Here is an 11640-nt window from a genome sequence, read left to right as displayed (position 1 = left end):
TTATATACGCCGCAAACGGCGAAATTACTTCTTTTATTCTTCAAATTCAAAAAATTTTTTTCCGTCTTCTGTCACATCGACCTGCCCATTTGTGGCATCCGCAAGTTTTTTGCGGAATGTGCCGAGCAGCTCGGGCGCCAAATGAAATTTGACGGTGACTTTTTCCTCAAAGACCGTATCGTCCGTCACGCCGCCGCATTCCGGAACAAGCGATGCAACGCGGCCGTACCGGCCGTAATCGCAGGTGAGCGACAACAGCAGGCACTCGCGCATGGTAATGATCTGTGCCGCCTGCAGGGCGATGGACGCGGTGTGCGAATACGCGCGAACGAGACCGCCGCCCCCGAGCAGAATGCCGCCGAAATAGCGCGTGGCAACCGTGACGACATCCGTAACGCCGCTTTTGCGCAGGACATCCAGCACCGGCATACCGGCCGTGCCCTGCGGCTCGCCGTCATCCGAAAAGCGCATGGTGCCGTCGCGCAGGATATACGCATAGACGTTGTGACTGGCATCCCAGTGCTCGGATTTTTTGGACGTGATGAAATCGAGCGCCTCCTGCTCGGTCTGCACCGGGCAGGCATAACCGATGAAACGCGATCGCTTTTCCACAAACTGGTCCTGCGCGTTTTTCCGCACGGTTTTGTACTCTGCCATTTTTACCGCTCCCCTCTGTTTTGAAACGAACGCGATTTGCCTTTGGAGAAAAAATGGGCGATGCCCGAAAGAGCACCGCCCTGAACGATCCATATAAATTTACTTCGTGATACCGTAGCGCTTGTTGAACATATCAACACGACCGCTTGTATCAACCAGCTTCTGCTTACCCGTAAAGAACGGATGGCACTTGGAGCAAATTTCAACGCGGATGTCCTTCTTTGTGGAACGCGTGTGAATCACATTGCCGCATGCGCAGGTAATGGTCGTTTCCTGGTAGTCCGGATGTATATTCTTCATATCTGTCACCTCTTTCGGTTGATCTGCGGTTAGTCGGTTAACAGCGAAGTTAACACATAAACATAGCGCTAATTATGTTAGCACAAAAAATTCTAAAATGCAAGGTCTTTTTCAAAAAAACAGAAAACTTTTTTCTTTTTCTTCCCGAAAGCATCCGTTTTTTTCGTTAGGCGCCGATGTAGCGAAGGTATTCTTCGAGGCAAAAGGAGAGTCTGCGGATGGCGGCGGCGTGCTCTGTGCCGACATAGCGCAGGACAAGATCATTGCGTTTAATTCCGGTTTCATCCTCTTTTCCGGCTGGATAGCGGAACACAAAGCCGTAATGCGCCATGTTTCTTTGCAGCCAGCCGTAGGTATCCGTTGTCGAAAACGTTACGGGGTCGTTCTGCACGGTGACGCACAGGCCGCTTTGCAGGTCGCTTGTGCCGGGCGCGGACACGGTGGATTTTGCGTCTTCGCGCGCCATAATCTTGGTGGAACCTGCCGCGATAAGGCGCTCGACTTCGGCGTTATAAAGCGCTTCCTGCTCTGCATAGGACACATAGCCGCCGGAAAACTTGAGCGTGACACCGTCTGCCTTTGCGGCATCGCACAGTGCGGTGAGTGCCGGCACAATGCGGGCATCGACCGTGACGCTGTCAAACTCGGCGGTCTCCTCGGGGGCGAAATCCGCGTCCGCAGGGTGGTCTTCGTTGATGACGAACAGATTCACGCTGTCCTCGAGCACGGGCAGGTCGTTTTCCTCCGTGCTTGCAGCGGGGGACGCGGTGGGCAGTACGGTGGCCTGCGGCAGGGAATCCTTCGGATCTTCGGGCGGGAAAAGCACCGGCAAACCCCACATGACAAACAGTGCAAGCGCCATGAAAGCGGCGGCACAGATAAGCAGAATGCCCGTCCAACGCTTTAGGTTCATAATGCGCTCCAAATGCAGCGGACGCGGCTTTTGGATGGGGCTGTATTTTTTTCGTTTCCGCACGGTGCTCTCCCCTTTCTTTCGGTATCTTTTACTATTATATCGGATGACGGGAAAAAAGCAAGTCGAATTCCTTTACAACAGAAAAACGCCCGAGCCGTGAAGCCCGGGCGCTGTGCATTTCAGTTAACGCTATTTTTTGAAGAATTACTTCTTTTTGCTTTTACGGGAGGGAATCTCGGTGGTTTCCGGGTCTACCTTTCCCATTTCGGAAGCTGCACTGCTAAGACCGTCCTCGCCGCTGCTGAGCTTGCCGTTATTGACGATGAGGTTCGTGACAATGCCGACGATGAGGGCAACAGCCAAAGACGTGATGTTCAGCAGAGCGCCGCCGGTGATGCTGTTCGTGCCGAAGCCGAAGTACAAACCGCCGATGCCGCAGACGAGGATGGAGCTGACGACGAACAGGTTCTTACTGTTGCCGAGATCAACACGGTGGAGCATCTGGAGACCGGAAACGGCGATGAAGCCGTAGAGCGCGATGCACGCGCCGCCCATGACGCACTTCGGAATGGAGTTAATGAGCACGACGAACGGAGTGAAGAAGGAAAGCACCATGCAGCCGAGTGCCGCGGTGAGGATGGAAACGATGGAAGCGTTGCCGGTGATGGCAATGCAGCCGATGGACTCGCCGTAGGTGGTGTTTGCACAGCCGCCGAAGAACGCGCCCACAATGGAGCCGAGGCCGTCGCCGATGAGGGTCTTATCGAGGCCCGGGTCTGCGATGAGGTCGCGGTTGACAACCGTGCTGAGGTTCTTGTGGTCAGCGATGTGCTGTGCGAGCTCGACGACGCCGATCGGAATGTAGATCATGGCGATGTTGCCGATGGCAGCCGCATCAAGCGGATACTGGCCGTTCGTCTCGATTGCTTTGAGGAAGAAGAACTTCGGATAATCGACGATGCTGGTGATGCTGAATGTGCCGAATGCATCGATGAAAGGCTGGAAGGAAAGGAGCTTGAGGCTCTCTGTGCCCGTTGCCATGCCGATGATTGTAAAGACGAGTGCAAGCGCATAGCCCGCGCCGATGCCGACGATAAACGGAATGAGCTTGACGGTTTTGGAGCCCTTAACGGACGCTATGACAATCATGAAGAAAGTGAAGATGCCGCAGATGATGGCAGCCCAGTTGTAGGTCTCTCCGTATACGACAGCTGCAGCGCCGTTGCCCATGATCCAGCTTGTTGCCGTGCCGGAGAGGGACAGACCGATGAGCGCAACAATCGGTCCGATGATGACGGCCGGCATCAGCTTATTGACCCAACCGGAGCCGACGACCTTGATGACAAGACCGATGATGACGTAAACAAGGCCCGCGAACGCAACGCCGATGAGCATGCCCCAGTAGCCGTAATTCTGACCGATTGTAGCAGCATACGCGCCGAGGAAGGTGAACGAGGAGCCGAGGAATACCGGGCTTCTGCGCTTGGTGCAGAACAGGTATACGATGGTGCCGATGCCCGCGCCGAACAGTGCGGCTGCGGCGTCTGCCTGCAGACCGTAGCTGGTGACAAGCAGCGGTACGAGCAGCGTAGCCGCCATGATGGCGATCATCTGCTGGAATGCGAAGACCAGTGTTTTGCTGAACTTCGGCTTATCTTCGATGCCGTAAATCAACTTCATGAAATCATTTCCTTTCTTCCGAACCGTGGTTTCATTGCTTACCCCAAAACACGTTCTCTTCTCCCCTATGCTTTTCCGAACATAAAGAAAAGCTCTGCCTGTAAAATAGGCAGAGCTTGAGCCTTGTCAGCACGCCGTCTGTAAAGACGTATTAAGAGTCAATCTTGCCAATATCACAGTATCGGGGTTAAAGATCGTATTTCGTTTTCTAACGCTAAACTATAGCACAATATTCGACGAAAGTCAACGTAATTCGCGCACTTGTGAATAGTTTGTGAATGTTTATCAAAAAAGACGATGAAATACAGAAAAAGCTCTCCGAACCATGCGAAGAGCTTTTACGTTTACAAGGATTACTGGTTCTTATTCGGCTTATAGCTGACTGTGCCGCACAGGCGATCGCCTGCGTCGCCGGCTGCGGTGGGAATGTAGCCGTTCTCGTTCAGCGGGCCGGGTGCGTAGTTTGCCGCGTAGATTTTGACATCCGGGTGCTTTTCATACAGCAGCTTGATGCCTACTTCGGACGCGAAAATGCACATGAACTTGATGTTCTTGCAGCCTGCGTCCTTTAAAAACTGGATGGCTGCATCTGCGCTGCCGCCTGTTGCAAGCGCCGGATCAACAACGACGACGGGGCCGTCTGCGGTATCGACCGGGAGCTTAAAGTAATACGTCATCGGCTTTAGGGTTTCCTCGTCGCGGTAAAGACCGATGTGGCCGACCTTTGCCGTGGGCGAAAGCTCACGCAGGCCGTCTACCATGCCGAGACCGGCGCGCAGAATCGGAACGATAGTGAAATCCTCTGCAAGCACCGGGGTAATGATCTTCTGCAGCGGCGCCTGGATCTCCACGTCCTTCGTTTTGAGCTCCTTGAGTGTCTCATAGCCCATAAGCATGGCAAGCTCTTTGACGAGTTCGCTGAATTCCTTGGTGCCGGTGTTAACGTCGCACAGGTGGCTGACCTTGTGCTTGATGAGCGGGTGGTTGAAAACCGTAAGATTGGAAAGATATGCTTCCATGTTTGACCTTCCTTAGTCCGTAAGACGGCGCACCGCCTTGTTTCGTTTATTTTCAAAGAGTATCATAGCACACGCTTTGACAAAAATCAACCGAAAGAGACGCGTCTTGACGGAAAAGCGCCGAAATGCTACAATAAATCAAAGAGTTTAGAAAAGGATTGACAAGCATGCCTATGAAGCTGAAAGCCCAGCTGATGGACGATGTTACCGTAAAGCGCGCTTTGACGCGGCTTTCTTATGAAATCATTGAAAAAAGCCGCGACCTTGAAAACGTAGTGCTCATCGGCATCAAAACGCGCGGTGTGCCGCTTGCAGAGCAGATTGCGGCGAACATTGAGGCGCACACAGGTGTAAAGGTGCAAACCTGCACACTGGATATTACATTCTACCGTGACGACCTGACAAAGCGGCACGACCTGCCGACTGTGAACACGCAGACGCTTCCGGTCGACCTCAACGACAAGGAAGTCATTTTGGTGGACGACGTGCTGTTTACGGGCCGCACGGTGCGCGCGGCGATCGACGCGGTGTTCCGTTTCGGGCGGCCGGCGCGCATTCGGCTGGTCGTTTTGGTCGACCGCGGTCACCGCGAGCTGCCCATTCGCCCTGATTTTGTGGGCAAGAATATCCCCACCTCTCTACGCGAGATCATCGCCGTGCATTTGGAAGCTGTGGACGGCAAGACGAACGTGGAAATCTACGAGCAGGACGAGAACGAACCGGAAATCTACGGGCAATGACCCGCTTTTAGTGCAAAAATCAAATTAAAAGAAGGTATAAACATGGCTGTAATTTTGGCAAGCAGTTGCCTTTTGGGCTGCGAATGCCGCTATAAGGGCGACGGCTGCAAGTGCGATGCGCTCATTAAGCTTGCAGAAAGCAACACGATCATCGGCGTATGTCCCGAACAGATGGGCGGCCTGCCCACGCCTCGCGACCCGGCGGAACGGCAGGGTGACAAGGTAATCTCCTGTGCAGGCAAAGACGTGACGGAGGAATACACAAAAGGCGCAGAAACGGCGCTGTACTTTGCGAAGCTGAACCACGTGGATTTTGCCGTGATGAAGGCGAAAAGTCCGTCCTGCGGCAAGGGACTCATTTACGATGGCACGTTTACGGGCAACAAGATTCCCGGCAACGGTGTAACCGTGGAGCTTCTGAACGCGAACGGCATCCCGGTGTTTACAGAGGACGAACTGGATCAGCTGCCGCTGTAAAGCAAAACATCTTAACACAAAGGATTAGGCCTGCGGCGCTTTGCGGCGGGCTTTTTGCTTGAAGAGATAAAAAAAGCTGCGTGTAAAGTTTTATCGCTTTACGCACAGCTTTTTGAATTTTATGTAATGCTATTTTGCTTTACAGTTTACTTCTCGTCGAAGAACGCCTTGAAGCCCTTGTAGGCCATGTAGACATCGAGCTTAGAGACAACCTCAAACGGTGCGTGCATGGAGAGCACCGGCACACCGATGTCGAGCACGTCGACATTGAGGTTCGCGATGAACTTTGCGACCGTGCCGCCGCCGCCCTGATCGACCTTGCCGAGCTCGCCGATCTGCCAAAGCACGCCCGCATCGTCAAACGTGCGGCGGATTTTGGCGACGAACTCTGCGTTCGCGTCGGACGTACCGCCCTTGCCGCGTGCGCCGGTGTACTTAGCTATGCCCAAACCGCCGTTGATGTAAGTGGAGTTCTGTGCCTCGTAAGCGGAAGCATAATGCGGATCATATGCCGCGGTGACATCGGCGGAAATGCAGGTGGACTTGGAGAGCACGTGGCGCGGCTCTTCGCCCTCTGCCTGCGCAAGGTCAGCGATGAAGTAACGCATGTACTCGGAGTTGAGGCCCGTGTTGCCGTCGCTGCCGGTTTCTTCCTTATCGGTGAGCACGGTGACGACGGTCTGCACCGGGTTCTTGCAGTTGAGGATAGCTTCAAGTGCCGGGTATGCGCAGACGCGGTCATCATGGCCGTAAGCGCCGACGAGGCTGCGGTCAAAGCCGATATCCACCGCCTTGAACGCCGGGACGAACTCAATCTCTGCGGAGATGAGGTCGGCTTCTATGATGCCGTACTTCTCGTTTAAGAGACGCATGATGTTCAGCTTATATGCATCCTTAGCCTCCTCGTCGCGAACCGGGCGGCTGCCGATGAGGATGTTAAGGTCTTCGCCTGTAAAGGCAGTACCCAGCGGCTTTGTAGCCTGATCCTGACCGAGGTGCGGCAAAATGTCTGTGATGGTGAACTGCGGATCGCCCGCTTCTTCACCGATGCAGACCTTGATGACCGTGCCGTCGCTCTTCACGACAACGCCGTGCATGGCGAGCGGAATCGCCGTCCACTGGTACTTTTTGATGCCGCCGTAGTAGTGCGTTTTGAGGTACGCCATCTCGGTGGATTCATAAAGCGGGATGGGCTTTAAGTCGAGACGCGGGTTATCGATGTGTGCTGCGGCAATGCGAACGCCGTTTTTGCAGCCCTCTTTACCCATGATGGCAAGGCAAATTGCTTTACCGCGATTGTTGTAATACACTTTGTCGCCCGCCGCATACTTGTGCTTCGGGTCGAACGGTACAAAGCCGTGCTTTTCTGCAGCCGCGACCGCGTACTCAACGGATTCGCGCTCGGTTTTGGCGCTGTTTAAAAATGCCTTGTAGCCTTCGCAGAACTTATCTGCTTTTTCGATCTTCTCATCTGTGACCTTGAAAAAGCCGTTCTTGCGCGGGTTGAGGAGCATTTCGGACAGCTCTTTTGCGGATTTTTCCGCTGCTTTTTTAGCCATTTCCAATTCCCCCATACAATTTTTCGTAAGTTTCTTTATACTGAAGGACTTTCTGGACGTAAAGACGCGTTTCTTCAAACGGAATTTCTTTTAAGGTCACTCCGTCTTCGGAATATGCGGGGTCCGAAAGCCACGACGTAACGTTTCCCATGCCTGCATTGTAGGCGCAGACCGCTGTGGCGAGGCTGTCGTACTCGTTTAAAAGCACGCGCAGCAGCGCACAGCCGTATTTGATGCTGATTTCAGGGTCGAGCAAAGCGCTTGCGTCATATTCCCCGCCGATATGCGTTTGCATCCAATCAAACGTTTCGGGCATCATCTGCATAAGCCCGAGCGCGCCGACCGGGGACTCCGCCTCGGGGTCGAAATCGCTTTCCGCCTTGATGACGGCATAGACAAGGCTTTGCGGCAAGTCGTACTCCTTCGCTTCTTTTTTGACGATGGATCCGTACTTGCGCGGGTAAAGCATGTGGTCTACATCGGGATGCAGCCTTTGCACCGCGAAAACAACGAGCACGGCAGCTGCAATGCCGGCGATAAGAATCCATGGCCACAAGGGCTTCTTTTTGGACTTTTTTAAATGTTTGCTTCTCTTATTCAATCGGATTCACCGGGGTGTGCGCAGCCGAGCACTGCGAGCATATTATCCATATCGTCCGCCGAAACAGCGACGGTATTATCGAGTGTGTAATCGGAGCGGTCGATGTAAAAATCGTCGCTCTGCTGGGCGTGCATGCGAGTCAGGGCCTCCTGCTCCGTGAGACCGTCGCGGCGGCAGATGCGCCCAAGACGCACGGTTTCATCCGCAAGAACGGAGACCACGCGGCGGCAAAGGCGATCTGCACCGGCTTCAAACAGCGTCGGAGCGTCGAGCACGATGACCTTTGCATCTTTATATGCGGCAATCTCCTTTTTGAGACGTGTTAAAATCACGGGATGCGTGATGGCATTCAGCTTCGTCTTGCCCTCTTCGCTTGCAAACGCGAGGTTTGCGAGACGGCGGCGGTCTAAACTGCCGTCTTTCTTTATAATAGCACGGCCGAACGCATTTTGCAACTCCGTAAGACATGTTCCTGCATAAAGAGACGGATCGTGCGTAACGGCGTCGCAGTCGATGACGACGCAGCCGCGCGCCTTAAGCTGCTTTGCGACCGTCGATTTGCCCGCGCCGGTCTGTCCCGTAAGGCCGATGACAAGCTGCTCGTTCGGCGTCACGATGCGGAACGCACAAGCGCGAATGAGACGGTTATAAACCGCAAGGCCTACGCCGCTTTTGCGCGGCATACGGGCGTAAACGGTCTTTGCGCCGATCTCATCGAGGTGATGGAGTGACGTGAAAAGCCCGTGCGCCTGCGAAAGGGAATCTGCGGCGCTGCCGTAGGGCACGCACCGGTTTTTGAGGTACGGCACGTCTTCGTTAAAGCAAAGTGCAGCTGCTTCGGGGTGCGTATGCAAAAACGCGGCGTAGTCTTCGGCGGAAGCGTCCACCATGTAGACATCCGCTTTCGGCGCGTAGTGCTTGTATTTCATGCCGGGCGAGGCAACCTTGGCGTTTTCCGCAGGCTTTTCCAGTACGGCGCGGTCCACGTCTACCCTGCCGAGCACGCGGCGCAGCTGCTCTACGGAAATGCCGCCCGGGCGCAGCACACGCGGTACCTCGGTGACGACGGTGATAACGGTGGACTCCACGCCGACCTCGCAGTCGCCGCCGTTCACGATGCCGTCTACGCGGCCCATGAGATCATCGCACACATGCGGGAATGATGTGGGGCTGGGCAGGCCGGAGAGATTCGCGGACGGCGCGGCAAGCGGCACACCTGCGGCGTTAATGATCGCCCGCGCGGTGGGATCGGACGGCATACGGACAGCAACCGTATCGAGACCGCCGGTCGTCTGCATCGGCACAAGCGGCGATTTTTTCATGATGATGGTAAGCGGGCCCGGCCAAAAGGCATCTGCAAGCTTTTTGGCAGCTTCGGGAATCTCTTCGACAAGCGCAGGCAATTCTTTGATATCCGCGATATGCACGATGAGCGGATTATCCGACGGGCGACCCTTCACTTTGTAGATCTGTGCGGAGACGGTAGGGTCCAGCGCATTGCCGGCGAGGCCGTAGACGGTCTCCGTGGGGATGGCGACAAGGCCGCCGCGGCGCAGAATCTTCCCCGCTTCTTTTATATCCTGTTCGTTTTTTTCATCCAATAATCGCGTATCCATGTTCATCCGTTCTCCATGCTCTCTTTCAATTTTTCGGCGCGGTCTGCGGCGATGAGTGCGTCAATGATTTCATCGAGGTCACCGTTTAAGACGTCGAACAGGCGGTAGATTGTCAGGCCTATGCGGTGATCGGTCACGCGCAGCTGCGGGTAGTTGTAGGTACGGATGCGCTCCGAACGGTCGCCGGTGCCGACCTGACTTTTGCGGTTTGCGGCAATCTCGGCGTTTTGCGCCGCCACCTTAGCGTCTAACAGTCGGGCACGCAGGACGCGCAGGGCTTTATCTTTGTTTTTGTACTGGCTGCGCTCGTCCTGACACTCGACGACCGTGCCGGTGGGCAGGTGCGTAACACGGATGGCAGACGACGTTTTGTTGATGTGCTGCCCGCCCGCGCCGCTGGAGCGGAATGTATCAATCTTTAAATCTTTCGGGTCGATCTCGAGCTCGACCTCATCGGCTTCCGGCAAAACGGCGACCGTAGCGGTGCTTGTGTGGATGCGGCCCTGCGTTTCCGTTTCCGGCACGCGCTGCACGCGGTGCACGCCGCTTTCAAATTTTAATCTGGAATACGCGCCGTCACCGTCGATTGTGAAGCTGACTTCCTTAAAGCCGCCAAGCTCCGTTTCATTCAGGCTGACGATCTCCGTTTTCCAGCCGCGCTTTTCGGCGTACATGTTGTACATGCGGTAAAGGTTATAGGCGAACAGTGCCGCTTCCTCGCCGCCTGCGCCGCCGCGGATTTCCACGATAACACTGCGGTCGTCGTTGGGGTCGCGAGGCAATAATAAAATTTTGAGTTCTTCCGAGATGCTTTCGATATCGCTTTTGGCGGCGCTCATCTCGTCGCTCGCCATTTGGCGCAGCTCTTTATCGGCTTCGGAGTCGTTTAAAATCGCTTCGGCATCCTCGAGCGATGCTTCGGCCTTTTTTAAGGCGCGGTATTTCTCCACGATGGGTTCGATTTCTTTGTGCTCCTTCATGAGGTCGCGGTAGAGATTGCGGTCTGCCGCAACGGCGGGATCATAGAGCTTCATATTAAGCTCTTCATATCGGTTTTCAAAAACCGAGAGATTTTCAAACATAGCAAAGCTTCCTTTCAGACAGATAGTAAAATGAAACGGTCTGAGAGGCGCTACTGCTCGCTGCCGGCACTTTCGCGCACGATCTTGCGAATGTTCTTTTCACACTTGTGGCGGGGCACCATGACTTCTCTGCCGCAGCCGGTGCAGCGGATTTTAAAATCCGCGCCGATGCGCAGCACTTCAAACACGTTTGTCCCGCAGGGGTGCGGCTTTTTCATTTGTAATTTGTCGCCTACCCGAACATCCATGGTACAGCCTCCTTTATCGTGTATTGGGCGCGAATGCTCCCTTGAAAATTCAGTATAGCACAATGCTGTATTGATGTCAAAGCAAAAGACCGCCTGCGCGGGACTTTCCCTTGCAGACGGCCTTTTCGGTTTCTATTTTATTCCAAACGCTTTGTGAAACGCTTTTACGCTGCGATGTGAATGCCGCTCTTCTTCAGCGCGAAACTGAGAGCAGTCGCTACGCCGTAAGCCGCCGCAACGGAGACGATGTCCTTGACGAGATACGGCACGGAGGCCACAAGGAACGCCGCCCACGGGCCGTTGCCGGAGATAATGCCGAACTGAATCGTGCCGCACAGATGGCAAGCCGCAAGACCCGCAACACCGAGTACAATGGCGAGCACACGGTGCGGCATTTTTGTGCCGAGACCGCACAGCGCAGCCATGGGCAGAAAGCCGTAGATGTAGCCGCCCGCGAGACCGACAAGCGAACCGAAGCCGCCGGAGAAGTTTGCAAACACCGGCAGACCGACAGCGCCGAGCACGATATAGACGAGCACGGCGAGCGTGCCGCGCTTACAGCCGAGTGCATAGCCGCACAGGGCGACCGCGAAGGTCTGTAAGGTGACCGGGATGCCGCTCGGCAGCGGGAACGAAATCTGTGACAAAACGGCGAGCACGGCGGCGAATACGCCGACCATGACGATATTGGTGATTTTCTCTCTGTTGCTGTTCATGTTATTTACCCCTATTCATTTCGGAATAC

At 54.8% G+C, this 11640-nt stretch carries 13 protein-coding genes; 2 read left to right on the top strand and 11 right to left on the bottom strand.

Translation table 11 applies throughout. The features are described from left to right. Window positions 1-33: 33 nt before the first annotated feature. From ACI0CA_RS06170 to upp, 5 genes are all read right to left on the bottom strand, one after another. Complete coding sequence (locus ACI0CA_RS06170; protein ID WP_176821221.1) at window positions 34-657, bottom strand: YigZ family protein; 624 nt, start codon at window positions 655-657, stop codon at window positions 34-36. A gap of 99 nt (window positions 658-756) precedes the next feature. Continuing rightward, entirely contained in the window at window positions 757-957 is a 201-nt protein-coding gene (gene rpmE, locus ACI0CA_RS06165; protein ID WP_176821220.1) for a 50S ribosomal protein L31, read from the bottom strand. 166 nt (window positions 958-1123) lie between these two features. After that, a complete protein-coding gene (locus ACI0CA_RS06160) occupies window positions 1124-1933 on the bottom strand; it encodes a M15 family metallopeptidase (RefSeq protein ID WP_446806454.1) in 810 nt (269 codons plus the stop codon). 144 nt (window positions 1934-2077) lie between these two features. Next, a complete protein-coding gene (locus tag ACI0CA_RS06155) occupies window positions 2078-3553 on the bottom strand; it encodes a uracil-xanthine permease family protein (protein WP_417398871.1) in 1476 nt (491 codons plus the stop codon). A 353-nt stretch (window positions 3554-3906) separates the two neighbouring features. Then, a complete protein-coding gene (gene upp / locus ACI0CA_RS06150; protein ID WP_308448135.1) occupies window positions 3907-4572 on the bottom strand; it encodes a uracil phosphoribosyltransferase in 666 nt (221 codons plus the stop codon). A gap of 173 nt (window positions 4573-4745) precedes the next feature. Here upp and pyrR point away from each other — a divergent pair, with 173 nt between their 5' ends. Further along, on the top strand, window positions 4746-5312 hold the full coding sequence (pyrR, locus tag ACI0CA_RS06145) for a bifunctional pyr operon transcriptional regulator/uracil phosphoribosyltransferase PyrR (RefSeq protein ID WP_446806968.1): 567 nt from the start codon (window positions 4746-4748) through the stop codon (window positions 5310-5312). A 42-nt stretch (window positions 5313-5354) separates the two neighbouring features. Continuing rightward, window positions 5355-5789 (top strand): DUF523 domain-containing protein, encoded by a 435-nt coding sequence (locus ACI0CA_RS06140; protein WP_446806455.1) that lies wholly within the window; start codon window positions 5355-5357, stop codon window positions 5787-5789. 146 nt (window positions 5790-5935) lie between these two features. Here the strand turns inward: ACI0CA_RS06140 and ACI0CA_RS06135 are convergent, their stop codons facing one another. The 6 genes from ACI0CA_RS06135 to ACI0CA_RS06110 all read right to left on the bottom strand — a co-directional run bounded on the left by ACI0CA_RS06135 (window position 5936) and on the right by ACI0CA_RS06110 (window position 11611). Further along, on the bottom strand, window positions 5936-7348 hold the full coding sequence (locus ACI0CA_RS06135; RefSeq protein WP_446806456.1) for an aminopeptidase: 1413 nt from the start codon (window positions 7346-7348) through the stop codon (window positions 5936-5938). After that, window positions 7341-7904, bottom strand: a complete 564-nt coding sequence (locus tag ACI0CA_RS06130) for a lytic transglycosylase domain-containing protein (RefSeq protein ID WP_446806457.1) — start codon at window positions 7902-7904, stop codon at window positions 7341-7343. The genes ACI0CA_RS06135 and ACI0CA_RS06130 overlap by 8 nt, the downstream gene beginning before the upstream one ends. Window positions 7905-7945: 41 nt before the next feature. Continuing rightward, window positions 7946-9571, bottom strand: coding sequence for an L-threonylcarbamoyladenylate synthase (locus tag ACI0CA_RS06125; RefSeq protein ID WP_446806458.1), 1626 nt, complete (start codon window positions 9569-9571; stop codon window positions 7946-7948). Next, a complete protein-coding gene (gene prfA / locus ACI0CA_RS06120) occupies window positions 9568-10647 on the bottom strand; it encodes a peptide chain release factor 1 (protein WP_176821212.1) in 1080 nt (359 codons plus the stop codon). Before prfA ends, ACI0CA_RS06125 begins: the two co-directional genes overlap by 4 nt. Window positions 10648-10697: 50 nt before the next feature. Beyond that, window positions 10698-10895 (bottom strand): DUF951 domain-containing protein, encoded by a 198-nt coding sequence (locus ACI0CA_RS06115; RefSeq protein ID WP_176821211.1) that lies wholly within the window; start codon window positions 10893-10895, stop codon window positions 10698-10700. A gap of 164 nt (window positions 10896-11059) precedes the next feature. Further along, window positions 11060-11611, bottom strand: a complete 552-nt coding sequence (locus ACI0CA_RS06110; protein ID WP_308448131.1) for a biotin transporter BioY — start codon at window positions 11609-11611, stop codon at window positions 11060-11062. Window positions 11612-11640: the final 29 nt, after the last annotated feature.

This window comes from Hominenteromicrobium mulieris (genome assembly GCF_046197855.1).
Classification (GTDB): domain Bacteria; phylum Bacillota; class Clostridia; order Oscillospirales; family Acutalibacteraceae; genus Hominenteromicrobium; species Hominenteromicrobium mulieris.
The sequence above is the reverse complement of the archived record's forward strand: the minus strand, read 5'-3'. Positions and strand labels throughout refer to the sequence as shown.

Coding starts and splice junctions, on each gene's coding strand:
- ACI0CA_RS06110 (WP_308448131.1), bottom strand. CDS start 11,611: ATGAACAGCAACAGAGAGAAAATCACCAATATCGTCATGGTCGGCGTA.
- prfA (WP_176821212.1), bottom strand. CDS start 10,647: ATGTTTGAAAATCTCTCGGTTTTTGAAAACCGATATGAAGAGCTTAAT.
- pyrR (WP_446806968.1), top strand. CDS start 4,746: ATGAAGCTGAAAGCCCAGCTGATGGACGATGTTACCGTAAAGCGCGCT.
- rpmE (WP_176821220.1), bottom strand. CDS start 957: ATGAAGAATATACATCCGGACTACCAGGAAACGACCATTACCTGCGCA.
- ACI0CA_RS06135 (WP_446806456.1), bottom strand. CDS start 7,348: ATGGCTAAAAAAGCAGCGGAAAAATCCGCAAAAGAGCTGTCCGAAATG.
- ACI0CA_RS06125 (WP_446806458.1), bottom strand. CDS start 9,571: ATGAACATGGATACGCGATTATTGGATGAAAAAAACGAACAGGATATA.
- ACI0CA_RS06115 (WP_176821211.1), bottom strand. CDS start 10,895: ATGGATGTTCGGGTAGGCGACAAATTACAAATGAAAAAGCCGCACCCC.
- ACI0CA_RS06170 (WP_176821221.1), bottom strand. CDS start 657: ATGGCAGAGTACAAAACCGTGCGGAAAAACGCGCAGGACCAGTTTGTG.
- ACI0CA_RS06155 (WP_417398871.1), bottom strand. CDS start 3,553: ATGAAGTTGATTTACGGCATCGAAGATAAGCCGAAGTTCAGCAAAACA.
- ACI0CA_RS06140 (WP_446806455.1), top strand. CDS start 5,355: ATGGCTGTAATTTTGGCAAGCAGTTGCCTTTTGGGCTGCGAATGCCGC.
- upp (WP_308448135.1), bottom strand. CDS start 4,572: ATGGAAGCATATCTTTCCAATCTTACGGTTTTCAACCACCCGCTCATC.